This window comes from Caulobacter sp. AVps16 (genome assembly GCF_058681455.1).
This window is the reverse complement of sequence record NZ_CM178739.1, coordinates 2,373,715-2,397,309: the sequence shown is the minus strand read 5'-3', so window position 1 is coordinate 2,397,309 and position 23,595 is coordinate 2,373,715. Positions and strand designations below refer to the sequence as shown.

Genomic DNA, 23,595 nt, shown 5'->3' with positions numbered 1-23,595 from the left:
TCTTCCCCTCTGCCAGGGCGACTCCTTCGAGGATCAGCGCGACGCCAGCGAAAGCGCAGCAGGAGGCGCTGGAGGCGGCCGAGACGGCGAACCGCGCCAAGGGCGAGTTCCTTGCGACCATGAGCCACGAGATCTGCACGCCCTTGAACGGGGTGCTCGGTATGGTCCAGGCCATGCATCGAGACGCTCTTGGACGGCCCTAGCGAGAGCTGGTCGCGGGGACGCCTCTCGACCTCGAATTGAAACGGACGTCCTACAACGTCCGCAGAGCGGCGTAGCACAGCGCCAGTCCGCAACAATAGGTTCCCGCCGCTCCGACAAACCGGACTGGGTTCGGCTTCGCGAGGGTTGGAAATGCGATCATGCCAATGACGAGAAGATATCGACAAGCCGTCGCTGCGATCATGGTCCACATCACCCACGGCTCCGCATGGCGAGCGCCGAGATAGAGGAATAGAATTGCTAAGAACGGTGCATATTCTGCCGTGTTCCCATGGGCTCGGACTACCTTGAATAACAGGTCAGAAGGGTCTGTTTCGTAGCCGGAAAACCGCTTTTTGAAGAACCGAACGCCTGAAACAGGCCAGCCCAGTCCAAACAAAAGAAAGCCAAGAGCTGCAGTGCAGCCAACCGCCACATTGTTCATAAACCCCTCCATACGATGCCGTATGGTGGGGTAGACGGGCAACTTGAACCCGTCAATACGCTACCGTATGGGATGAAGATGGAGCCGAGGCTATCTTCCGATGACTGGGTGCGCGTGGCGCTCGAGGCGCTTTCCGAGGGGGGTATCGATGATGTCCGGGTGGAGCGGCTCGCGCTCCGTCTGGGCATCTCTAAGGGAAGCTTCTACTGGCACTTTCGGAAGCGGGAAGACCTCCTGGTTCGCGTCATTGAGGCGTGGGAGCATCGTCAGACCCAGACGGTTATTGAGAGAGTCGATTCCGCCATCGCGGAGCCGCTAGAGCGGCTGGAACTTCTAACCATCTTGGTCGGGCGCCTAGACGTCCGCCTCGAAGAGGCGATGCGACGGTGGGCAGCCTCCGATATGCGCGCGCGCCAGGCCGTTGAGCGGATCGACCGTGCGAGGCTAGCGCACATTCAGAGCCTGATCGCCGCGGCCGGGGTCCCAGAAATGCATGCAAGAGTGCGTGCGCGGCTTGTCTATTACGCTTTCATCGGCGAGGTCGCTTTCGGGTTACCGGTTTCGCCCGACGAGCGCCCTCTAAATTCAGCGCTGATTCAGAAATTGATCCTGACTTGGCCATGATCCGCAGGTCAGGACCTCCAGCCATTCCAGCGCCGCTAGGCGTTCACTCTCAAGCGGATCGGGCACGCAGAACCTCCCCTCCAATTCCTACAGAGCTGCGTGGCGGGCGGCGCCTAGGATATTCATAAGGTAAGCGGCCAAATAACCAGGGTTGAAATCGACCTTCAGTACGCTCTGGCCTCAATCGCCAACCCGTAGGCAAAGTCCGCTTCCCACCCTTCACAGACCTTGGCGACGTCCGCTTGCGGCACTGGCGCTCGGCTATTCCCGTCACGCTCCATCCTCCTCAGGTGAGGGCGGGAATGACGGAGAGATCCAGGGACGTCGCCCTCAGAGCTCGATCATGTCGAAGTCCGATTTCGGCGTACCGCACAGGGGGCAGATCCAGTGGGCAGGGATGTCCGCCCACCGGGTGCCCGGGGCCAGGCCTTCGCCCGGATCACCCTCGGTCTCGTCATAGATGTAGCCACAGGTTCGGCACTGCCAGACCTTGAAGGGTTCGCTCATCGTCGCCTCAGTTCATCTTGAAGCGGATCGGCACCGACTTGGGGCCGCAGACGAAGTTGGCGGTCATGCGGGTGGGCGTGCCGTCCAGTTCGACACTGTCGAGGCGGGCGAACAGTTCCTCCCACAGCACCCGCATCTCCATCCGCGCCAGGTGCTGGCCAAGGCAGACATGGGCTCCGTAGCCGAAGGCGACGTGCTTGTTGGGCGTACGGTCGATCCTGAAGCTGAACGGGTCCTCGAACACCGCCTCGTCGCGGTTGCCCGAGGGATAGGACAGCATCAGCCAGTCGCCCTTGGCGATCTTGCGGCCGGCCAGTTCGGCATCGGCCGTGGCGGTGCGCATGAAGTGCTTCACCGGCGTGACCCAGCGGATCGATTCCTCGACCAGGCCCGGGATCAGGCTGGGGTCGGCCTTGACCCGGGCGAACTGGTCGGGGTTCTCGGCCAGGGCCCACAGCGCGCCGGCGGTGGTCGAGGAGGTGGTGTCATGGCCGGCCGTGGCGGCGATGATGTAGTAGCTCATGGCCTCCAGATGGCCCATCGGCTGGCCGTCGATCTTGCCATTGGCGATGATGCTGGCCAGGTCCTCGCGCGGATTGGCCCGGCGGTCCTCGGTCATGGCATTGAAATACATCATGAAGTCCATGACCACCGATTGCAGGCTGTCGATGCCGGCGCTGATGTCGGTCACGACCTTGCCCTCGCGGTTCAGGTCGGGATCGGCATTGCCGAACAGCTCCTGGGTCAGTTTCAGCATGCGCGGCTCATCGGCCTCGGGCACGCCGAGGACCTCCATGATCACGTGCAGCGGGTAGAGAAAGGCCACGTCGCGGGCGAAGTCGCAGCGGTCGCCCTGCTGGGCCATGCGATCGACGAAGCCGCGGGCAATCTCGCGGATCCGCGCCTCCAGTGTCCGCAGGTTCTGCGGCAGCAGCGAGCCCTGGGTCACGCGGCGATAGGCGAAATGGTCCGGATTATCCATCTGGACCAGGGAGCGCACCAGATGGGGCGAGCCGCCCATCATCTCGCGCACCTTCTTGTCGGCCTCGATGGTGGTGACGATGGTCGAGCGGTCGCCGTTGTGGAACAGTTCGTTCTGGCGCTCGACCTCAAGGATGTCGGCATGGCGGGTGACCACCCAGAAGGGGTCGAAACCATCGGGCTGGGCCACCTCCAGCGGGCTTTCGCGCCGCAGTCGGGCGAAGGCCTGGTCGATGCGGTCGCCGTCGGCATAGGCCTTCGGGTCGATAATGGTGTTGGCGATCTCGACGGGAATGGTCATGCGTAGGGTCCTGACTCCTCCGGTGGCCAGTTCGCGACCGCCCTTCTTATTTGCTAGTTGTCCAACAAATAAATAGTCTGCGCAAGATGACTTCGACCCTTAAGGTTCCTGCCGCTCGTCGCAGCCAGTCCGACCGCCGCCAGCAGTCGGAGAGCGAGCTCCTGCGGGCGGCCGCCGAGCTGATCGTCGAACGCGGCATGGCGGCAGCGACCTTCGAGAATATCGGGGCGAGGGCGGGCTATAGCCGGGGCCTGGTCACCCAGAGGTTCGGCTCGAAACAGGGGCTGATCGAGGCCCTGATCGCGCGGCTTCAGGCGCGGTTGCAGCACCTGCTGACCGATCGTCAGCTGGAGTCTGCCAATGGGCTGGAGGCGATCCTGGGCTTTGTGGACATCTATCTCCGAAACCTGGCGGAGGATGGCGAGATGCGCGCCTATTTCATGATGATGTCCGGGGCCGTGGCCGAGATCTCGGACCTGCGCGGGCCATTCGCCGCCGCTCACAAGGACGTCGAGATCCGGCTTGAGGCCCTGTTCCTGCGCGGCCAGGCCGAGGGGGTGATCCGACCCGGATTCAATGCCGACTCGGCCGCCCTGATGGTCGGGGCCCTGCTGCTGGGCCTGAGTACCCAGAAGCTGGTGGATCCGGATCTGGATCTTGACCCGATCCGAGAAACCAGCCTGGAAACGCTCAGGAGCAGCTTTGCCGCCTGATCGGTCTAGCCGACCTCGATGGCGTAGCTCTCGATCACCGTATTGGCGAGCAGCTTGTCGCACATCGACTTGACCTCGGCCCTGGCCTTGTCGGCGTCGCCGTCGGCCACGTCGAACTCAATGGTGCGGCCGACGCGGACGTTCTGGACGTCGGACCAGCCCAGGCCGTGCAGGGCGGCTTCGACGGCCTTACCCTGGACGTCGAGGACGCCGGGCTTGAGGAAGACTTGGACCTTGGCTTTCATCGCGGTTCGACCTTCTTCGACCCTCTTCCTTGGGGAGAGGCCAAGGGGAGGGAAATGCACCCATGTCCAGCATGGGAGGGTGAGGGGTTACGGGGCCAACCGGAGAGGGTTTGACCCCTCATCCTCCCACGCCAGCGGCGCGGGCCCCTCCTTCTCCCTCCGGGAGAAGGGTCCTGTGGGCTAGTGCATGCCGCCCTGAATGACGGTGGGCATTTCCTTCATGATACCCAGGCGGCGCGCCACCTCGGTATAGCTCTCGATGACATTGCCCAGATCGCGACGGAAGCGGTCCTTGTCCAGCTTCTCGTTGGTCTGGCTGTCCCACAGGCGGCAGCTGTCGGGGCTGATCTCGTCAGCCAGGATCACGCGGCTGAAGTCGCCTTCATAGATGCGGCCAAACTCGATCTTGAAGTCGACCAGGGTGATGCCGACGCCGCTGAACAGGCCCGACAGATAGTCGTTCACCCGCAGGGCCATGGCCATCATGTCGTCGATCTCCTGGGTTGCGGCCCAGTTGAAGGCGGTGATGTGCTCTTCCGACACCATCGGGTCGTTGAGCTTGTCTTCCTTGTAGTAGAACTCGATGATCGAGCGCGGCAGGGGCTGGCCTTCGGTCAGGCCCAGGCGCGTGGCGATCGAACCGGCGGCGATGTTGCGCACCACCACTTCGAGCGGAATGATCTCGACTTCCTTGATCAGCTGCTCGCGCAGGTTCAGCCGGCGGATGAAGTGGTTCTGGACGCCGATGCCGTTCAGGCGAGTCATGATGTACTCGCTGATCCGGTTGTTGATCACGCCCTTGCCTTCCAGCTGGGCCTTCTTCTCGCCGTTGAAGGCGGTGGCGTCATCCTTGAAGTACTGGATCAGGGTGCCGGGTTCGGGACCCTCGTACAGGATCTTGGCCTTGCCTTCGTAGATCTTCTTGCGGCGGGTGGTCATGGCTCTCGTCGAGGCCCTTCTGGATGTAAAACGGTGCCCCGTCGAAGAAACGAAAAGCGCGCGCGGCCGGATAGCTGCGCGCGGCGTTCGACTCAAGGCCGCTCACTGAAAATGTCAGTCTGAACTTATCTGAATGAGGGCTGCCGCGCAAACGCGGGGTCAGGGGCCGTTCAGGTTGACGGGGTTAAACCGGACACTGCGGCGTATCCGCCGATTGCGGCTTGGCCCGTCCCGGGATAGACAGCCGCCTGACATGCTATTGGGGCCTTCATGACCACCTTTGACGATCGCGAACAGGGTTTCGAACGCAAGTTCGTTCTGGACCAGGACCTGGAGTTCAAGGCTACGGCCCGCCGCAACCGCCTGCTGGGCGAATGGGCGGCCGGCCTGATGGGCCTGGAAACCGCTGAGGAATATGCCCGCGCCGTTGTGAAGTCCGACTTTGAGCAGCCGGGCGATGACGACGTGCTGCGCAAGGTTGCCGGCGACCTCAAGGGTTCCGGTGTCTCGGTGTCCGAATCCGAAGTGCGCATGAAGATGGACGAACTGCTGGCCCAGGCCCGCGAGCAGATCAAGGCCGGTGCCTAAGCTCGTCGGGGCCCAGGCCGAAAGTACAAGGGCCGCCCCTCGGGGCGGCCCTTTTCTTTTGGCTGCAGGGCCGAGGGCCTACCAGACCCGCGAACGGGCCTCCGGAGCCAGGTAATAGGCCTCGCCGGGCTTCACCCCGAAGGCTGCATACCAGGCGTCGACATTGCGGGTCGGACCCACCACCCGGAAGCTCGAGGGCGAGTGCGGGTCGGAGGCCATCTGCTGCTTGAGCGAGTCGTCCCGCTCCTTGGACTGCCAGGCCTGGGCGAAGGCCAGGAACAGCCGCTGGTCGCCGGTCATGCCGTCGATCACCGGGGCCGGCTTGCCCTTCAGCGAGGCGTGATAGGCGTCGATGGCGACCTGCAGGCCGGCCAGGTCGGCGATGTTCTCGCCCATGGTCAGCTTGCCGTTGATCTTGGCGCCCGGAACCGGCTCGTACTGGTCGTACTGCTTGCCCAGGATCTCGGCCTGGGCCTCGAAGCGCTTGGAGTCCTCGGGCGTCCACCAGTCGCGCAGGGCCCCCTTGGCGTCGATCTTGCGGCCCTGGTCGTCAAAGCCATGGCTGATCTCATGGCCGATCACCGCGCCGATGGCACCATAGTTCACGGCCGGGTCGGCGGCCGGATCGAAATAGGGCGCCTGCAGAATGCCGGCCGGGAAGACGATCTTGTTCTCGAGACCGCCATTGTAGGCATTGACCGTCTGGGGCGTCATGGCCCACTTGCCGGCATCGACGGGCTTGCCCAGGTCGTTCAGGCTATAGGCCCACTCGAAAGCCCGGCTGCGCGAGACATTGCCGTAGAGGTCGGCGACGTCGATCTTCAGGCCCGAATAGTCGCGCCACTTGTCGGGATAGCCGACCATGACCTTCATCTTGGAGAGCTTGGTCTGGGCCTCGGCCTTGGTGGCCGGTGACATCCAGGGGGCCTGCTCGATGCGCTTGGCCATGGCCGTCTTCAGATTGGCGATCAGTTCGACCATCTGGGCCTTGGACGAGGGCGGGAAGTACTTGGCCACATAGGTCTGACCGACGACTTCGCCGACGGTGCTGTCGACCAGACCGACACCACGCTTCCAGCGCGGGCGCAGGGCGGACTGACCGCTGAGGACCTTCACATATTCGAACCGGCTGTCGACGAAGCGCTTGGACAGGTAGGGCGAAGCCTCCTCAACGAGATGGAAAGCCTGCCAGGCCTTCAGGGTCTCGAGCGGGGTCTCGTCATAGACCTTGGCGATGTCGCGAACGGCGGTTTTCTCGCCCAGCACCACCTTGGTCAGGCCCGGCATGCCCGCTGCGGTCAGATAGTCCGACCACGGAAAGTTCGGTGCATAGGTCTTCAGATCGGCGATGGAGGTGGGGTTGTAGATCTTGTCGATGTCGCGACGGTCGGCGACGGCCCAGCTGGCCTTGGCGATCGCGGTCTCGAAGGCGACGACATCGGCGGCCAGTTTGGCGGGGTTGGCATAGCCGGCCATCGTCAGGGCGCGCTCGATGAAGGCGGTATAGGCCGCCAGCTGCGGCTTGAAGGCGTCGGTCAGATAGTAGTCGCGGTCGGGCAGCCCCAGGCCTGACTGGCCGACATAGATCGTGTTGATCTCCGGGGTCTTGGCGTCGGGATAGATGTCCAGCGAGAAGATATCCGCGCCAAAGCCGCCGTGGGCGCGGCCCATGGCCAGGGCGAAGTCGGTCTTGCTGCCCAGGGCCGCGATCTTGGCGAGATCCGCCTTCAGCGGCTTATCGTCGATGGCCTCGACCTGGGCCTCGTTGTTGAAGCTCTTGTACAGGCCACCGATCTGCGTCGAGGCATCGGCCGTTTCAATCAGGGTGCGCAGTTGCTCCTGCGAACGGTTGAAGACGTCATAGCCGACACCGGCTGCGGCCTGGTCGGCGGGAATCTGGGTCCTGGCCTCCCAGGTGCCATTGGCGTGCTTGTTGAAGTCGGTGCCGGGCGAGACGGTGGTGTCGCGCGCCGAGAGGTCGACGCCCCAGGCTCCGTACATCGGTTTGGCGGGTTCGGCGGCCAGGGCCGAGGCGGCGACGGACATGGCGATCGCGGAGGTCGCGGCCAGCAGAAGGATACGCATGATTGGAAGTCTCTCCCCAAGAAGGCGAGACGCTGCACCAGGCCGGGCCGGAAGGCAGCTGAAAAGGTTGTAATGTTCCGCCGCTCAGGCGAGGCGGACGCGCAGGGTGTTCCAGGCCAGGGCCTTGTCTTCGAAGCTCTGCGCCGCATGGGCCGGACTGGAAGAGGGCAGGGTGATGAGCGCGACCCTGTCGGCCAGGCTCGCCAGCAGGCGGCGTCCCAGTTTCGCGGCTGTCCCGCCGTTGAAGGCGACAGCCCGCAGGGCCGGCAGGGACTCGACCAGGGCCTGCAGGTCATTGGCGCGGGGATTGAGGATCGCGGCATCCAGGCTGCCGCGCCGCTCGGCCTCCGCGACGACATCCCACAGGCCGACACCGTGCGCGCGCAGGGCAGACAGCCGGTCCGCATAGGGGCGAGCGACCAGGGGCGTGTCGAGCACCCCTTCGAGCAGCCGCCAGAAGGCATTGCGCGGATTGGCATAGTACTGGCCAGCCGCCAGTGAGGCCTCGCCCGGCAGGCTGCCCAGGATCAGGACGCGGGTGTTTGCATCGACGACCGGCGGGAAGCTTCTTTTACGCTCAGCGACCATTGGGCGGGTCGTTCCGCAGCCAGCCGGTGACGGTCAGGCGCGGCGCGCCGGCATAGGGGGCGACGGGGGCCACCGAGTGTTTGCGCGGCACCTTGAACAGGGTCAGCACATTGAAGGCCGGCGCGAAGCCGCGTTCGACGTCGCCGGCGTCATCGTGAAACAGCAGCTGGCCGCCCCAGTCGGGCCGCCACTGGCGGGTCAGGCCCAAGGTATAGGCCGCCAGCCGTTCGCCCACCCCGGTGTCGTCATGCAGGGTCAGGAAGTCGGCCGGGCGATAAAGCGTCGCCTGGGCATCCACCTTGGTGATGGCGGTCTCGCCGGTAACAGCCGCGCCGAAGGCGATGAATTCGGGGCTGTTGAGGAACGCCGTCAGGGCGTGAATCGGGTGGCCCGGGTCGCGGCCTTCGACGAAGGCGTTGATCATCGGATAGCCCAGATAGATGTAGGCAAACCCGGTGCGGGCCCGAAGGGTGGCGGCATGGAAGCGGGCGGCCACGGCGTCGGCCCCGAGTTCGGCGCGGCGGGCCCGGCTGAGGATCTCGGCCCCGCCCGTCTCGTTCGAACAGATGACGTCCCAGTCGAGGGTCTGTTCCAGAATGCCGGCCAGGCGGTCGACGACCGCCGGCTCGAACACATCGGGAATGCGCACCAGACCCTCGCGCGCATAGACCTGTGCGAAGGCTGCCGGATCCAGCGCCGGATTGAGGCGGAGGACCGGGGCCTCGCTCATGCTCAGCCCTGTTCGCCGAAGACGCGCCGGAAGATCACGTCGACGTTCTTGGTATGGTAGCCGTAGTCGAACAGTTCCTCGAGAACCGCATCCGACAGCGCCTTGGAGACCACCGGGTCGGCCTTGAGGAAGTCGATGAACCTGCCCTCGCCGCGCCACACCTTCATCGAGTTGCCCTGCACGGCGGCATAGGCGTCTTCCCGGCTGACGCCCTCCTGCGTCAGGGCCAGCATGACCCGCTGCGAGAACACCAGGCCCCCGAGCTTGTCGAGGTTCTTGGCCATGTTCTCGGGATAGATGTTGAAGCGCTCGATGACGCCGGCCATGCGGCGCAGGGCGAAGTCGAGGTGGACCGTGGCGTCCGGACCGATGCCGCGCTCAACCGACGAGTGGCTGATGTCGCGCTCATGCCAGAGGGCGACGTTCTCCAGGGCAGGGGTCACGGCCGAGCGGACCAGACGGGCCAGGCCGGTCAGGTTTTCGGTCAGGATCGGATTGCGCTTGTGCGGCATCGCACTCGACCCTTTTTGGCCGACCTCGAACGGCTCTTCGGCTTCCAGCACCTCGGTGCGCTGCAGGTGGCGGATTTCCGTGGCCAGACGCTCGATTGACGAGGCCACCACGCCCAGGGCGCAGAAATAGGCCGCGTGACGGTCGCGGGGGATGACCTGGGTCGAGACCGGTTCAACCGTCAGGCCCATCATCTTGGCGACATGTTCTTCGACGCGCGGATCGACATTGGCGAAGGTGCCGACGGCGCCCGAAATCGCGCAGGTGGCGATCTCGAACCTGGCCATCGCCAGGCGCTCCTTGGCGCGCTGGAACTCGGCATAGTAGCCGGCCAGCTTGAGGCCGAAGGTGACTGGCTCGGCGTGGATGCCGTGGCTGCGACCGACGCAGACCGTCATCTTGTGTTCCAGCGCCCGGCGCTTCAGGGCGGCCAGAAGCAGGTCGACGCCCTCGATCAGCAGATCGGTGGAGCGCGACAGCTGCACGGCGAAACAGGTGTCCAGAACGTCGCTGCTGGTCATGCCCTGGTGCAGGAAGCGGGCTTCCGGGCCGACGATTTCCGACACATGGGTCAGGAAGGCGATGACGTCATGCTTGGTGACGCGCTCGATCTCGTCGATGCGGTCGCTGTCCCAGATCGCGTCGCGGCCCTTTTCCCAGATCGTCTCGGCCGACAGCTTGGGAATGACCCCAAGTTCGGCCATGGCATCGGCGGCGTGGGCCTCGATCTCGAACCAGATCTTGTACTTGGTCTGGCTGGACCAGATGGCGGCGGCTTCGGGGCGGGCATAGCGGCTGATCATGGACCGGGCGTTTCGGCCGGACCGTCGCTTGAGTCAAGCATCATGGCCGGCGCAGGCCGGACAAAAAGACGGCCGCCTCCCAGGAGAAGAAGGCGGCCGAGTCATTGGGAGGAAACGCCCTGGAAGGGCATGCTCCCTATAGACCCGTCATGACCGTTTGACAACGTTGTCATAAAACTGTCTCCGAAAGATCGCCGTCTCTCGTGGTCTGGCCAAAAAAAGAGGGAGACCGGCCTGGGCCGGTCTCCCCCTGATCCATCTGCAATATCGCAGGCGGGAATGGAAACGGGCGCTGCCCTATTTCTTGCGGGCCGCCTGGACCTCGATCTCGACCAGCATGCCGCCTGCGACGAGGCCGGCGACCTGGCTGGTGATCCGCGAAGGCTTGTTGGGCTGTTCGGCCGTGCCGAACAGGGTCTTGTAGGCCTCCATCATGCCGGCGAAGTCCATCTTGCCGCCCTTGGCGGGATCGCCGACCAGCAGGACGCGCATCATCACGACATCGCCCATGGTCGCGCCCTGCGTCTTCAGCGCGTCCTCGATGCGCTTCAGCACGCCCAGGGTCTGGGTCTTGGTGTCGCCGAACGTGGCGGTCAGGGCGGGGTCGCCCTTGGGGTCGAGCATCGGCGGGACCATGCCGCTGACATAGATCATGTCATAGCCGGCCGGCACCGTAACGACGCTGGCAATGGCCGACTTGGGGTCGCCGCCGCGGACGATGTCCTGGGCGGAGGCGGCTCCGGCGAGAGCGGTCGCCAGAAGGACGCCGGCGGTGAGGGTGGCAAGGCGGGTCATGGTCTTCTCCTTCAGGGGGAACGATCAGTGGGCTTGCAGGCCGCGGGCCGTCTGGGCGGCCCTGGCTCTGGCGCGGATAGACGCGACGTCGGCGGCGCTCACCGGCGTGCCCTTGTTGCCCCACGAGGCGCGCACATAGGTGATGATGCCGGCCAGATCGGCGTCGCTGAGGTCATCCTTGAAGGCAGGCATGCCGGCCCGGCCATTCAGCACTGTGGTGACCAGGGGTGCTGCGGGGCCATTGACCAGGGGCGAGGCGGTCAGGGCCGGGAAGGCACCCTTGATGCCCTTGCCGGTCACCTGATGGCAGGCCGAGCAATTGTCTTCGTAGAGCGACTTGGGCGGCGGAGCGGCGGAGGCCAGGGTCGGCGCGGCGCCGGCGGCCAGCAGGCTCAGCAGGGCGAAACGGGAAGCAAGCGTCATCAGGGTTCTCGGGTCCTCGGGTCTCAGGCCTGCTGTACGCGGGCGTGAATCTTGGCGATCTGCTGCCAGGCCGACTCGATGGCTCCAGCCTGCCAACCGCCAAGGTAGCTGAGGTGTTCGCCGGCGAGATAGAGCCGACCGTCGGGTTCGCACAGAACCGGATAGGCGTCGCGCCGCCCCGCCTCGCCCCATTCGGCCCAGCCGCCGAGATTGAACTCGGCCAGGTGCCAGCAGAATGAAAAGGCGTTCTCGAAACTGGCCGCATATTCCGGAAAGATCTTCTGGCCGCCGGCCACGGCGAACTCGGCGCGGGCCGTCGGAGACTTGGCGCTGATCCGGGCCGCTTCGCCGCCGAAATTGTAGTAGCCCAGCAGCACGCCCTTCTGGCCCTGCCAGCCTGTGGAGGGCAGGGTGATCGTCCCGATCCCTGGCATGTCGTTATAGATGTGACCGCCATAGATGTGATGGTTCTCTTCCCAGAACCGGGTCTTCATCTGCAGGCCGATCTTGTTGACCGGCGCATAGGCCACGCTTTCCATCGCCGCCTTGAACGGCTTGGAAACGTCGATGTCGATCTGCTTGAGCACGCTCAGCGGGATGGTGCAGACGCAGTAGTCCGCCTCGATCTCGCCGGTTTCGCCGAAGGCGTCCTTGTAGGCGACCTTTACGCCCTTGCCGTTCTGCTTGATCTTCTGGACGACCGTCGAATAGCGGATCATCGAGCCGACGTGCTTTTCGAAGCCCTTGGCGATCTGGTCCATGCCGCCGATCGGCTGCAGCATGGTGCGCTGCTGCTCATAGCCGGTGACCGAGGTCAGGACGCGCCAGGCCTTGCTGTCGAGCACGTCCTTGAAGGTGAAGGGCTCAAGCTCCTTGCCCGGCCCAGGATCGACGCCTGCCCCCGGCTGCACCGAGAACCCCCGGCCCTCGGTGCCCGTATAGGCCAGATCCTTGGGCGACAGACGGCCCTCATTGATCATGTAGGCGATGAAGGTGTCGCGGTCGGCCGGGGTCAGGGCGGCGTCGAGTTCACCCTTGCTGGCGGCCTTGGCGATCAGTTCGGCCGCATAGCCGCGGGCGTCTGCAGCGAGCTCGCCCTTGCGGACCGGCTTGCCCTTCAGCGGGCCCGAGCCCTTCTCGAAATAGACATAGGCGGCGTCATTGTCGTTGACGAAGCTTTCCAGCAGCACGCCGAACAGCTTGGTGTAATGCAGGGTCGAGCGGTGATGGTACGGAATCCGCCAGGGTCCGTGATTGATGTAGAGGCCCTCGTCGAACTCGCAGGTCTGCTTGTGGCCGAGCAGGTCGGTATGCTGGAAGCCCTTGCGCGCCGTCTGGCAGCGTCCGCCGGCGAAGGCCCGCGCCTCCAGGATCTGCACCTGGTATCCGGCTTTTGAGAGTTCATAGGCGGCGGTCATGCCGGCCAGGCCTGCGCCGAGGATGACGACCTTGGTACCCTTGGCGTCGCCGGTCAGGGCCGGTGGCAGCTCGCTGGCCGAGGCCATGCCAAAGCCCAGGGCGTCCATGCCCGACAGCGCCAGGGAGATCCCGCCCACGGCGGCCAGGCCCTCAAAGAACCGCCGCCGCGTGAGTACTTCGCCTGTCGCCAGGCCTACAGTCGTCGTCATGCCAGTCCGCCACTCAAATAAGCCGACGCAGAAAACGCGTGCATCGCGGTGACGATACACCCTTCGTCCCTTCGGTCGATCGCGCCCTGACCAAAGTCTCCTGCATCTCGAGATTTCAGGGGCTTGGGCGCAACCGGATTTCAGACGCCGGATGATCTGACATGTTAGATCACGGCCAGATGCTCCGCCCTTGGGCACCTTGGGCACCCCCTGTGCGAACCGTGGGCGTGTGGCGAAGGGGAGCGGGATCGAGGCGGAATCAGGCTTCCGTCCCGTCGGAGGCGACGCATCAAAAGGCGCGCAGCCTGCCAGAGGAGACCGCCATGACCGAGCCTGCCGCCGCCCTTCGTCTCCGCCTGGCGCATCCGGTGGATATGCCGGTGCTCTCGGCCCTGATGAATGCCGCGATCAGCGACCTTCTCACGCCGTTCCTGCCGGAAGAGGGTGTGAAGGCATCGTTTGAGATCATGGGTCTCGACAGCCAGTTGATCGCCGACGGCACCTATTTTGTCGTGGAGGTCCCTGGCGACGACGGGGGTATCGCGGTCGCGGGCTGCGGCGGCTGGAGCCGGCGGGCGACCCTGTTCGGCGGCGATCATTCGGCCGGACGCGATGCGGCCCTGCTCGATCCGGCGACCGATGCCGCCCGGGTCCGGGCTATGTACACCCACCCCGACCACACCCGGAAGGGCGTCGGGCGACTGGTCCTGGAGGCCTGCGAGGCGGCAGCTGCGGCGGAAGGGTTCAGGCGCTGCGAACTGGCGGCGACCCTGGGGGGCGAGCCGCTGTATCGCGCCTGTGGCTATGAAGACATCGAGCCGTTCTCGGCCATGACCTCCAGCGGTTATGCCGTGCCGCTGATCCGGATGGGCAAGGCCCTGCCGATCACTCTGAAGCGATGACATGCGAAAAGGGCCAGGCTTTCGCCTGGCCCTTCGTTTTGGCTCGGTAGTGCGCTGTTAGAACGTCGCCGAGACCTTGGCGTACCAGAAACCGCCCTGCCAATCGACGATGGAGTCCGAGCGGTAAAGCCGGCCATTGGTCGCCGACTCGCCGGTCAGATCCGGATCGGGATAGTTGGAGAACAGGTTCCGGGCCCCGACCGCAATCGAGTAGGTGTCGGTCGCGGCATAGGAGATCTCGGTGTCGAACATCATCTCCGGATCCCACTTCTGGATCACGTCGGGTTTGCCGACGCTGAACATGTTCTTGTACGGACCGTAGATATTGGCCCGGCCGAGGATCTTGAACTTGCCGATCTCGTGGGTGGCCGACAGCGTGCTCCTCCAGCGCGGCGCGGCATGCTTGAAGTCATAGACGCTTTCGCCGTCGAAGAAGGTGTAGGTCACGCCCGAGGTGTTCGGAGTGGGCTTGTTGACCTTGTCGACAACGAAGCTGTTCCAGTTGGCGCTGGCGGTGAAGCTGGTCGACTGGCCATTGTCCCAAGCCTTCTTGTAGGTCGCCACGACGTCGACACCGGTGGTGGTCGAGTCAAAGGCGTTCTGGAAGAACTGAACCTGGCCGATCGTGTCCGCACCGGGGATCTTGGCACTGATCAGCGCAGACTTGATCAACGGCGTCACCGTGATCGCGCTGGTGGCATAGAACTGGTCTTCGATAGCGATGTTGTAGAGGTCGACCGTCAGGCTCATGCCGTCAAACAGCGAGGCCGTGAAGCCAAGCGCCAGGTTGACCGACTTTTCCGGCTTCAGTTCCTTGGCGCCCATGTACTTGGCGACCGGGTTGGTCGCCGGGAACAGGCCCGAGGCAATGATCGCGCCGTTTTCGACGCGGGTCGAAACGTTGGTGGTGAACAGTTGGCCGGGCGTCGGGGCGCGGAAGCCCGTACCGGCTGACGCGCGAATGCCGAAATCCTCGGTGATCTGGTACTGGGTCGCTAGCTTGCCGTTAAAGGTGTCGCCGAAGTCCGAGAATTTCTCGGCCCGGATCGCCGCGTCGAGGAACCAAGCCTCAGTGATGTTGGCCGAGGCTTGGGCATAGCCGGCATAGGAGTCGCGGGTCAGTTCGCCTGAATAGGACGGCGTGTTGCCGGGGAAGCCGTTCGATCCGACGCCCAGGGCATTGTAGACGGGATCGAGGCCCGCAAAGCCGTCCGTGGCGTCTGACTTGTAGTTGGCGCAGTTGAGACCGGCCGTGGAGGGCAGGGCAGCACCCTTGGCCGTGGCGGTCCGGGTGGTCGCATTGCAGAAGCCGAAGGGGTCAGGGACCGACCAGGAACCGGCAATGTAGGAGGGGACATCACCGGGGGTGATCTCATAGCCTTCCTTGCGGTACTCGGCCCCGAAATTCAGGGTCACCGGGGTGCTGATGCCGGCGACCGTCCAGTCATAGGCGAAGTCGGCATTCGCTGCGCTTTCCGTCGAGATGAGCGAGCCGTCGTAGAATTCTTTCGGCGAGGCCGGTCCCATCGACGGGTTCACGGTGTCCCAGATCGTGTAGGCGATCTTGTTGTTCCCGTAGCGACCGCTCAGATCGTAGGTGACGCCGTTGGCGAACTTGCCCTTCAGGCCACCCGTCAGGCTGTAGTCGGTGACGTCGCCGCCGAACATCGGGGTGAAGCCGGCCGGGAAGATCGAGCTGAACTGGAAGATCGAGCCGTCGGCCTGGCGGATCGGCGTGGCATTGACCGCATTGCTGACCGGCGGACGATAGTTGAAGTACTCGGTCGCGCTGCTCTTCGAATAGTTGGCAAAGGCATAGAGCGACAGGCTGTCGCTGATGTCATAGCCGGCATTGATCACGCCGCGCAGGGCCTCGGAGTCCGGCTGACCCCACTTCTGCACATAGTCCGTGATCAGGGCGCGGTAGGCCGGGTTGGCGGCACCGTAGGACGCCACGCAGAAGCCGGCCGACTGGTTGGGAATCCCCACATTGCAGTACTGCTTGCCGCGGTGAACCTGGTTCTGGCTGGTATATTCGAAGGTCCCGTTGACGAAGCCCTTGTCGCCGATCGGCAGGCCGAGATTGCCCGTGACCATCACGTCTTCGCCGTCACCAAGGAAGAACTGGCCGTACTGGGCGGTGAGCGAACCGCCGCTGGGGCTGTCCTTGAGCTGGAAGTCGATGACGCCGGCGATGGCGTCCGAGCCGTATTGGGCACCCGCGCCGTCACGCGTGACGACCACGTTTTTCAGGGCTGAAGCCGGGATGGTCGCCGCGTCGGGGGCCTGGGCACCGGTGCCGCCAATGGTCACCAGGGCCGAACGATGGCGACGCTTGCCATTGACCATGAACAGGGTCTTGTCGGTGGGCAGGCCGCGCAGGCTGGCGGGGCGAACGAAGGTGGCACCGTCCGAGATCGGCTCGCGAGCCAGGGTGTAGGACGGAACCAGCGATTTCAGGATGTCATTGGTGTCGGTGAAGGCGGCGGACTTCAGGTCAGCTTCGCTGAACGAGTCCACCGGGACCGCGCTGTCGAGGACGGTGCGGGGCTTGCCGCGTGCCGTGACGATCAGGGTTTCGAGTTCGGAATTGGTTTCTGCCGCCGGGTCGGCGGGAGTCTCGGCGGCGTGCGCCAGGGCCGAGTATCCAAGAGTAACGCTAAGTGCCGAGATGCCGGCGAGAAGTGTCGATTTCAAGTGCCGAGTCATAGAGAGCCCCCTCGTTCAATTATAAACGCACGATTGAATCCTTCTCCACGGCTGTTTTCTCCCGACCTTTATTGTTTTTGACACTGACGCGATTTTTCACTCGGACGTTGCCGAACGATTAAGCGTGGATTGAAGTCGTCGACTTGTGCAATGGCCGGGTCGACATGAAGCTGTCACAGGACACCAGAACGGCCCCGGCGCCCCTTTGGGTGGCGTCGAGACCGCATTTTTAGGCAGAGCGGAGCGCCCGAATGGGCAATCCGGGTCGCGGAAGCCTGCTGGCGTCAGGCGACCATTCGGTGATCGGCGGGTTCGCAGACCTCGGACTCGAACAGGTCATAGGCATCTTCCCAGGCTGCCAGGCGTGAGTCGCGCCGTTCGGCATCGTCGATGACCCGGATGATCTGGTCCTCGCGGTCGTTCCAGACCACGCCCAGGTCCACCACCCGATCAGCGTCCCGACCCAGGAGCAGGATGATGTCGGCGCGGGCGGCGCGTTCGGGGCTGATCCGCATCAGGGTCCGTCCGCGGCCGAGGTCACGGTGAATGTCCGCGAAGGCCAGGACTGCCGAAATCATCGGGGCATTGACCGGGGCAATGGCCCAGACAGGGCAGGCAAAACGGGACATCAAGACCTCCAGGGTTCGGACCGGTCCTGTTTGCGCGTGCCATGCGCCAGATTCGGTCGTATGGAGAACGTATGAGGCACGAAAAAGCTGCACGTCTCCTGGACCTGGCCCGCATGCTGGCGGGATCGGCCGAAGGCATGACCCTGGATGAGATGGCGCGGGCCCTGGAGGTCGGACGCCGCACGGCGGAGCGCATGCGCGATGCGGTCTGGGCGGCCTTTCCGCAGATGGAGGTGGTCGAGGACCCGCCGACCCGGCGGTTTCGCATTCCGGCCGGGCTGGACGGTCTGTTCCAGACTCCGACCGCCGAGGAACTGGCGGCCCTCCGAACCGCTGCCGATTCCTACAGGGCTTCGGGGGCGGAAGGACGGGCATCATCGCTCTATGCCCTGGAGCGCAAGTTGCTGTCGGCCCTGCGCGGCGCGGCGCGGCGCAAGGTGGCTCCCGATGTCGAGGCCCTTGTCCAGGCCGAGACCATCGCCGTCCATGCCGGACCCCGGCCCTATGAGGACGTGACCGCCCTGGCCGCCATCCGGACGGCGATCAAGGGGCTGAGTGCGCTGTCCTTTCGCTATGAAGGGGGCAGCACGCCCGGCCGCACGCGCGAGGTGACGCCCCTGGGCATCCTGTTTGCCCGCAGCAACTATCTGGTCGCTCTGGAGGGCGAGGATCCGCGTCCACGCTCCTGGCGGCTGGACCGCATGCAGGATCTGCGGTTGCTGGATCGACCGGCCCCGCCGCCGGAGGACTTCTCGCTGCAGGCCTTCGCCGACGAAAGCTTCGGCATCTATCACGGCGCGGTCGAGGACGTGGTTCTGCGGATCCGTCCTGACCGGGCCGAGGATGCCCTGCGCTGGCGCTTTCACGCCACCCAGACCGTGCGTCCGGAGCCGGACGGCTCTGTCACGGTGGCCTTTCGGGCCGCCGGCATGCTCGAACTGGCCTGGCACCTGTTCACCTGGGGCGACGGCGTCGAGATCGTCGCGCCGGCCAGCCTGCGCCAGATCATGGTCGAGGAACTTCGCCGGGCCCTGTCGGTCCATGATAGAGCGGCGGACCTCTCCGGGACCCTGCCTCTGCCATGAACTATCGCCACGCCTTTCACGCCGGCAACTTCGCCGATCTTCAGAAGCACGCCATCCTGCTGGCGGTTCTGGAAACCCTGAAGGCGCAGTCCCCCGGCCTGGCGGTGATCGACACCCATGCCGGGGCCGGCGGATATGACCTCAGTGGCGAGATGGCGCGGCGGTCGGGTGAGGCCGAGGCCGGCATCTTCCGTCTGCTTGCGGACCCGGCTCCCCCTCCGGTTTTCGCGCCCCTGATGGCGGCCGTGCGGGCGATGAATGGCGGCCGGGACGGCCCGCTCTATCCGGGCTCGCCTCTGCTGATCGCCGGCACCCTTCGCCGGGAGGATCGCTATACCGCCTGTGAATTGCGCGACGACGACTTCGACCTGCTGCGCCGGTCTCTGGCACCTTTTCCGTTCGCCCAGGCCTGCAAGGCGGACGGCTACGAGACCGCCCAGACCCGGGCAGGGCGGGGCGGGCGAAGCGTCATCCTGATCGATCCGCCCTTTGAACGGCCGGACGACTATGCCCGCATCGTCGAGACGACGCGCCAGTCCCTGCAAAGGGATCCCGCCTCTGTCCTGGCGATCTGGACGCCGCTGAAGGACCTGGAAACCCTCGACGCCTTCGTGCGTGCGCTGGAAACTGTCACGAACGACGCGTTAATCGCCGAGGTCAGGCTGAGGCCGTTGCTGGACCCGATGAAGATGAACGGCAGTGCGATGGTTCTGGTCGGTGCCCCGCGCGAGGTCGAGCCCGCCGTCCGCAGCGCGACCGAGTGGATCGTCCGTCAGCTGGGCCAGGCCGGCGGTGCGGCCCGCATCTGGCGGACCGTCGCATGACCCGAAGTTCGCCGAGCTTTGCCGAGGCCCTCGGAGTCTGGCTGAAGATCGGCTGCCTCGGTTTTGGTGGACCGGCGGGCCAGATTGCCCTGCTGCACAGGACTGTTGTCGAGGAAAAGGGCTGGATCGATGAGGCGCGCTTCGCCCATGCCTTGAGCTTCTGCATGCTCCTGCCCGGACCGGAGGCCCAGCAGTTGGCCGTCTGGCTGGGCTGGCGGCTGCACGGGGTGCGGGGTGGCGTCGCGGCGGGACTGTTGTTCATCCTGCCCGGCCTGGCCGTCATGCTGAGCCTGTCGGCGCTCTATATCGTCTATGGGCGGTCGGAATGGGCCGGGCCGGTGCTTCTGGGACTCAAGGCGGCGGTTGTCGCCCTGGTCACTCAGGCGGTGCTGCGGATCGGCGGACGCGCCGTCCGGGATCGGGTCGGCACCGTGATGGCGGTCGCCGCCTTTGGGCTGATGAGCTTCACCATCGTGCCGTTTCCCGTCCTGATCCTTGTAGCCGGTCTGGTCGGCTGGGTTCTTGGCCGAGGCGCAACGGCGGAGCCGGTGGCGATAGAGTCCACGCCGCGTCGCGGAACCCTGCGTACCGTCCTGGTCTGGCTGGTCGTCTGGCTGGCCCCCGTTCTGACCGCCCTGATTCTGGCGCCCGACTCCGTGGTGGCGCGGATGGGTGCCATCTTCAGCGGACTGGCCGTGGTCAGCTTCGGTGGAGCCTATGCGGCCCTGGCCTATCTGGGTCAGGCGGCTTCGGCCCTCGGCTGGCTGACGCCTGTCCAGATGCTGGACGGCCTTGGTCTGGCCGAGACGACGCCCGGACCCCTGCTCCTGGTCTTTGTCTTTGTCGGCTTTGTCGGGGCCTATCAGGCCGCCGCGCCGGAATGGGCCTGGATCGCCGGGCTCGCGGGCGGTCTGATGGCAGCCTGGGCGACCTTCGCGCCGTCGTTCCTGTGGATCTTCGCCGGCGGGCCCTTCGTCGAGCGCCTGCGTGGCCGGCCGCGACCGGCCCGGGCCCTGTCGATGGTGTCGGCGGCGGCGGTCGGGGTCATTGCCCAGCTGGCCCTGTGGTTTGCGACCCATCTGCTGTTCCGCACGGGTGAATCCCTGGCCTGGGGTGCCTTGAAGGTGACAGTCCCGGATCCCGCCAGTCTTGATGCCGGGGCCCTGGGACTGACGGTTTTGGCCCTGGGTCTGACCTTTGCCCTGCGCCTGCCGATGCTGGCCCTGGTGGTGGTGATGGTCCTGGCCGGACTGGTGCTAGAAGGGATTGGATTGACTTGACCTAGGGGCAACATTTTCGCACTTGCGAACGTGAGATCTGTGTTATGCTGCGTTGCACAAAATCGCGGTTGCCGGAGCGCGCGCCATGGTTTCCTCCTTGTCTTTCCTTCCCGAGTTCAAGTCCGAGCGGGTTGATCCCGAAACGGCACCCCATGTGATGGTCGGGGCGGCCTCGCCCCTGTGGCTGATGTTCGGGGGCGCTGCCGCCGCCGGAGCGGCCTGGTGGTGGTGGGCCTCACGCTGGCGCGAGGCGGTCAATCTTGAAGCCCACGCCGGTCACGCCCCTGAGCCTGTAGCCGAAGCCGCAGCCGCGCCCGTCGTCGATCCGCCGGTTGAGTTAGTGGCCGAGCCGGTCGCCTTTGTCGCCGAGGAGCCGCTCGAAACCCTGGACACGCCGGAGGAAGCCGCCGATGCGGTTCTGGCCCCCGAGGTCGAGATCCCGGCGGTGGTCGAGGCTGAAGCGGCCGTGATCGAGGCCGTTGAGCTTGTGGCCGTGGTCGAACCCGTCGTCGAGCCTGAGCGCGTCGCCGAAACCGAAAGCCCTGATCTGGACGCCAGCCTCGAGATCCAGGCTGATGACCTGACCCGGCTGGTCGGGATCGGTCCCAAGCTGGCGGCTTCCCTGGCTGAACTGGGCGTAACGCGCTTTGCCCAGATCGCCGCCTGGACCACCGAGGACATCCAGTCGATCGATCAGCTGCTCAATCTCAAGGGTCGGGCCGACCGCGATGCCTGGGTGGCCCAGGCCAAGCGCTTCGCCGCCACCGTCGAGGCCTGAAGCCGGGCAGTGACCCGTCCGGCCCGCTTTCAGCGATGGGCCTGACGGGGCCTTTTCGGGGTCATCGGCTCGCGCCGATGCCCCCGCTGCCGCACTCGGTGTTCAGGTACTTCTCGATCTCGACCAGCTGGGTCTCGACCATGGCGGGTTCCATGGTGGCCAGCTGGTGGCCCATGTCCTTGATCTCGAGATAGCGGTGCGGCTTGCCGGCTGCCTTCAGGGCGTCGACGAACTTGCGCGACTGCTTGACGTCGACGATCTGGTCGCGGTCGCCATGATAGATCAGCAGCGGGATCTGGGAGTCCCGTGCCTTTTCAAGGGCATCAAGACCCCGGATGGTCGGGTTCTGGAACTCCCGCTGGAAGCGGTTGTCAAAGGTGGCCTGCTTGATGCTGGCCAGGTCGCCGGCTCCGGCACCGGAGATGGCGCAACGATAGAGACCATTGGGCCGGATGGCGGCGGCCAGGGCTGCATAGCCGCCATAGGAATAGCCGAACATGGCCACCTTGTCGGGCGCAGCGACCTTCTGGTCGATCAGCCATCGGACCCCGTCATCCTTGTCGTCCTGCATTTTCTGGCCCCATTCGCCGTCGCCGGCGCGCCACAGCTTCTGGCCCCAGCCTTCGGATCCGCGGAACTGGGGTTGCAGGACCGCATAGCCGCGGCTGGCGAAGTACTGGACCCAGCCGGCCGGATCCCAGTCGAGATAGTCCCGTGCCCAGGGGCCGCCGTGGGGTTCGATCAGGGTCGGAAAGGGGCCGGGGCCGAACTGGTCGGCAGGCGGGGTGGTCAGATAGGCCGGGATGATCAGGCCGTCACGGGCCGGGTATTGAACGAGACGTGTGGTGCCCAGGGCGGCGGAGTCGAGATCGGGCCGCACCTTGCCCAGCAGTTTCAGGGTCCCCGAGGTGTCGAGCAGATAGTACTCGCCCGGATTGGCCGGACCCGACTTCTCGACGATGAAGTGCTTCAGATCCTCTGACCAGTCAGTGATCGCGGCATCTGCACCTTCGGCGACAGGCAGGCGCGTTGCTGCCCCGGTCGCTGGATCCGTCCAGTTGACGACGCTGGTCTTGATACCCAGGGCGGCGCGCAGGCTCTTGTTCAGGGTCGAGAAGGTCTCGTCCGTCCAGTAGGTGGTGTTGGTCGCTCCCGAATAGGAGAAACCCAGGACCCGGCCATAGTCAGCCTTGGCCGTTGAGGTGACGATGCCGCCGGCGTCGAACAGCTTGTGCTCGAGCAGGGGCTCGACAATCTGCCGGGCCTTGATGTCGTAGACATAGAGACCGGCCTTGTCGCGACCCTTGCTGGACGAGATGTAGAGGATGTTGGGATCGTCGGTGAAGCCGACGATGGCAACCGGCTCGCGGTCCTTGGCATACCAGCGGAAATGCTCGGACCACTCGCCGCTGGCCGGGTCGCGGATCCACTGGGCGAAATAGACCGCGCCATTGTCATAGCCCAACTCCTGGCGGGTACGGATCTCACCCTTGAGGTCCACCTGGAAGCCGCCGAAGCGTTCGGAGCCGCGCATCAGCCGCTCGGTAACGCCCGAATAGATGTCCAGCTTGAGAATGTCGCCCCGGGTATCCTGGCGCCGGTCTTCGACCACGATGTTGCGGGGATCAGCGGGCAGGAAGTCGATCACACCGGCATCGTCGAACTTGGCCTGGAAGGCATCACTCTCCGAACGGGTGCGACCGTCCGGCAGGAGCGTGCTCCAGGACTTGCCTTCCAGGTCAGAGACATATTGCCGGCTCAGGTGGGTCTTGATGTTACCGACCGTGAAGGTCTGGATCGTCCGCACCAGCAGGCGGTCATTCTTCAGAAAACTGACGCCCAGGATGCGGACCTTGGCAGCCGAGATCACGGCCGGCGGCTTGTCCAGGGCGTCCGTGCTCCAGACCGAGATCATCGGGCTCTGGCCGTTCTGGCTGGTCAGGGCGACGATGTGCTTGCCGTCGCGCGAGATCTGCACGTTGCTGATGGCCGGCGGGTCGGCGAACACCTTGGCCGGTAGTGGCGCGGCCTGGAGCGAAGGGGCCGTCAGGCCCAGCAGGACGGCGGCTGCGGCTGCGGCGAGCGGGCGCGGGTCTAGTCTCACAGTCGGCTCCAGTCTGAATGCGTTTCTTTGGGGGCGCCTGGCCAGCGAACCCGTTGCCACCATAGCGGGTGCGTCGGCCCGGCCAAGCCCGTGACTCTGCAGGCCTTGCGCCGATCCGACCGTTGGGTGCGTACCGAAAGACACAGTGTGTCGGAAATACGACCCAAAGACGACACCT

At 65.1% G+C, this 23,595-nt stretch carries 23 protein-coding genes and 1 pseudogene; 9 read left to right on the top strand and 15 right to left on the bottom strand.

Going from position 1 to position 23,595, the window contains the following annotated elements; all coding sequences use genetic code 11:
* Positions 1–50: 50 nt before the first annotated feature.
* Positions 51–176: pseudogene (locus ACW17U_RS11525) on the top strand (histidine kinase dimerization/phospho-acceptor domain-containing protein); the annotation flags it as partial.
* Between the two features lie 77 nt (positions 177–253).
* Here the strand turns inward: ACW17U_RS11525 and ACW17U_RS11520 are convergent.
* Entirely contained in the window at positions 254–646 is a 393-nt protein-coding gene (locus ACW17U_RS11520) for an MAPEG family protein (RefSeq protein ID WP_492052545.1), read from the bottom strand.
* 72 nt (positions 647–718) lie between these two features.
* Between ACW17U_RS11520 and ACW17U_RS11515 the strand changes: the two genes are divergently transcribed.
* Positions 719–1,270 carry a TetR/AcrR family transcriptional regulator gene (locus tag ACW17U_RS11515; protein WP_492052544.1) on the top strand — a complete coding sequence of 184 codons (552 nt, stop codon included), beginning with the start codon at positions 719–721 and terminating at the stop codon, positions 1,268–1,270.
* A 330-nt stretch (positions 1,271–1,600) separates the two neighbouring features.
* Here the strand turns inward: ACW17U_RS11515 and ACW17U_RS11510 are convergent, their stop codons facing one another.
* Together ACW17U_RS11510 and ACW17U_RS11505 are read right to left on the bottom strand one after the other, a co-directional pair.
* Positions 1,601–1,777, bottom strand: a complete 177-nt coding sequence (locus ACW17U_RS11510) for a rubredoxin (RefSeq protein WP_492052543.1) — start codon at positions 1,775–1,777, stop codon at positions 1,601–1,603.
* Positions 1,778–1,784: 7 nt separating this feature from the next.
* Positions 1,785–3,059, bottom strand: coding sequence for a cytochrome P450 (locus tag ACW17U_RS11505; protein ID WP_492052541.1), 1,275 nt, complete (start codon positions 3,057–3,059; stop codon positions 1,785–1,787).
* A gap of 86 nt (positions 3,060–3,145) precedes the next feature.
* On the opposite strand from ACW17U_RS11505, the gene ACW17U_RS11500 reads away from it, so the two are divergent.
* Positions 3,146–3,772 carry a TetR/AcrR family transcriptional regulator gene (locus ACW17U_RS11500; RefSeq protein WP_492052539.1) on the top strand — a complete coding sequence of 209 codons (627 nt, stop codon included), beginning with the start codon at positions 3,146–3,148 and terminating at the stop codon, positions 3,770–3,772.
* 5 nt (positions 3,773–3,777) lie between these two features.
* Here ACW17U_RS11500 and purS read toward each other — a convergent pair whose 3' ends face one another.
* Together purS and purC are read right to left on the bottom strand one after the other, a co-directional pair.
* Positions 3,778–4,017 carry a phosphoribosylformylglycinamidine synthase subunit PurS gene (purS, locus tag ACW17U_RS11495; RefSeq protein WP_062145227.1) on the bottom strand — a complete coding sequence of 80 codons (240 nt, stop codon included), beginning with the start codon at positions 4,015–4,017 and terminating at the stop codon, positions 3,778–3,780.
* 180 nt (positions 4,018–4,197) lie between these two features.
* A complete protein-coding gene (gene purC / locus ACW17U_RS11490; protein ID WP_062145229.1) occupies positions 4,198–4,956 on the bottom strand; it encodes a phosphoribosylaminoimidazolesuccinocarboxamide synthase in 759 nt (252 codons plus the stop codon).
* Between the two features lie 270 nt (positions 4,957–5,226).
* Between purC and ACW17U_RS11485 the strand changes: the two genes are divergently transcribed.
* Entirely contained in the window at positions 5,227–5,544 is a 318-nt protein-coding gene (locus ACW17U_RS11485) for a DUF1476 domain-containing protein (protein WP_062145232.1), read from the top strand.
* Between the two features lie 78 nt (positions 5,545–5,622).
* On the opposite strand, the gene ACW17U_RS11480 is transcribed toward ACW17U_RS11485, so the two are convergent.
* The 7 genes from ACW17U_RS11480 to ACW17U_RS11450 all read right to left on the bottom strand — a co-directional run bounded on the left by ACW17U_RS11480 (position 5,623) and on the right by ACW17U_RS11450 (position 13,106).
* Positions 5,623–7,629, bottom strand: a complete 2,007-nt coding sequence (locus tag ACW17U_RS11480) for a M13 family metallopeptidase (protein ID WP_492052537.1) — start codon at positions 7,627–7,629, stop codon at positions 5,623–5,625.
* An 84-nt stretch (positions 7,630–7,713) separates the two neighbouring features.
* Positions 7,714–8,217, bottom strand: coding sequence for a DNA-deoxyinosine glycosylase (locus tag ACW17U_RS11475; protein WP_492052535.1), 504 nt, complete (start codon positions 8,215–8,217; stop codon positions 7,714–7,716).
* A complete protein-coding gene (locus tag ACW17U_RS11470; protein WP_062145238.1) occupies positions 8,207–8,947 on the bottom strand; it encodes a 2OG-Fe(II) oxygenase family protein in 741 nt (246 codons plus the stop codon). The genes ACW17U_RS11475 and ACW17U_RS11470 overlap by 11 nt, the downstream gene beginning before the upstream one ends.
* A 2-nt stretch (positions 8,948–8,949) precedes the next feature.
* Positions 8,950–10,260, bottom strand: a complete 1,311-nt coding sequence (gene purB / locus ACW17U_RS11465; protein ID WP_492052533.1) for an adenylosuccinate lyase — start codon at positions 10,258–10,260, stop codon at positions 8,950–8,952.
* A gap of 297 nt (positions 10,261–10,557) precedes the next feature.
* The gene (locus tag ACW17U_RS11460) at positions 10,558–11,055 is read right to left on the bottom strand and encodes a RidA family protein (protein WP_062145242.1); all 498 of its coding nucleotides are present in this window, start codon (positions 11,053–11,055) and stop codon (positions 10,558–10,560) included.
* A gap of 24 nt (positions 11,056–11,079) precedes the next feature.
* Positions 11,080–11,478: a c-type cytochrome gene (locus ACW17U_RS11455; RefSeq protein WP_492052531.1), complete on the bottom strand. Its 399-nt coding sequence runs from the start codon at positions 11,476–11,478 to the stop codon at positions 11,080–11,082.
* A gap of 23 nt (positions 11,479–11,501) precedes the next feature.
* Positions 11,502–13,106: a flavin monoamine oxidase family protein gene (locus ACW17U_RS11450; protein ID WP_492052529.1), complete on the bottom strand. Its 1,605-nt coding sequence runs from the start codon at positions 13,104–13,106 to the stop codon at positions 11,502–11,504.
* 323 nt (positions 13,107–13,429) lie between these two features.
* Between ACW17U_RS11450 and ACW17U_RS11445 the strand changes: the two genes are divergently transcribed.
* The gene (locus ACW17U_RS11445) at positions 13,430–14,008 is read left to right on the top strand and encodes a GNAT family N-acetyltransferase (RefSeq protein WP_492052527.1); all 579 of its coding nucleotides are present in this window, start codon (positions 13,430–13,432) and stop codon (positions 14,006–14,008) included.
* Between the two features lie 57 nt (positions 14,009–14,065).
* Here the strand turns inward: ACW17U_RS11445 and ACW17U_RS11440 are convergent, their stop codons facing one another.
* Both ACW17U_RS11440 and ACW17U_RS11435 read right to left on the bottom strand, forming a co-directional pair.
* Positions 14,066–16,717 (bottom strand): TonB-dependent receptor plug domain-containing protein, encoded by a 2,652-nt coding sequence (locus tag ACW17U_RS11440; RefSeq protein WP_492052525.1) that lies wholly within the window; start codon positions 16,715–16,717, stop codon positions 14,066–14,068.
* A gap of 284 nt (positions 16,718–17,001) precedes the next feature.
* Complete coding sequence (locus ACW17U_RS11435) at positions 17,002–17,346, bottom strand: hypothetical protein (RefSeq protein WP_062145250.1); 345 nt, start codon at positions 17,344–17,346, stop codon at positions 17,002–17,004.
* 71 nt (positions 17,347–17,417) lie between these two features.
* Between ACW17U_RS11435 and ACW17U_RS11430 the strand changes: the two genes are divergently transcribed.
* The 4 genes from ACW17U_RS11430 to phaH all read left to right on the top strand — a co-directional run bounded on the left by ACW17U_RS11430 (position 17,418) and on the right by phaH (position 21,313).
* Positions 17,418–18,431: a helix-turn-helix transcriptional regulator gene (locus ACW17U_RS11430; RefSeq protein WP_492052523.1), complete on the top strand. Its 1,014-nt coding sequence runs from the start codon at positions 17,418–17,420 to the stop codon at positions 18,429–18,431.
* Positions 18,428–19,255, top strand: a complete 828-nt coding sequence (rlmJ, locus tag ACW17U_RS11425; RefSeq protein ID WP_492052521.1) for a 23S rRNA (adenine(2030)-N(6))-methyltransferase RlmJ — start codon at positions 18,428–18,430, stop codon at positions 19,253–19,255. The genes ACW17U_RS11430 and rlmJ overlap by 4 nt, the downstream gene beginning before the upstream one ends.
* Positions 19,252–20,535 (top strand): chromate efflux transporter, encoded by a 1,284-nt coding sequence (gene chrA, locus ACW17U_RS11420; protein WP_492052520.1) that lies wholly within the window; start codon positions 19,252–19,254, stop codon positions 20,533–20,535. Before rlmJ ends, chrA begins: the two co-directional genes overlap by 4 nt.
* 97 nt (positions 20,536–20,632) lie before the next feature.
* On the top strand, positions 20,633–21,313 hold the full coding sequence (gene phaH, locus ACW17U_RS11415; protein WP_492052518.1) for a phasin PhaH: 681 nt from the start codon (positions 20,633–20,635) through the stop codon (positions 21,311–21,313).
* Positions 21,314–21,374: 61 nt separating this feature from the next.
* Here the strand turns inward: phaH and ACW17U_RS11410 are convergent, their stop codons facing one another.
* A complete protein-coding gene (locus ACW17U_RS11410; protein ID WP_492052516.1) occupies positions 21,375–23,417 on the bottom strand; it encodes an alpha/beta hydrolase family protein in 2,043 nt (680 codons plus the stop codon).
* Between the last annotated feature and the right edge of the window lie 178 nt (positions 23,418–23,595).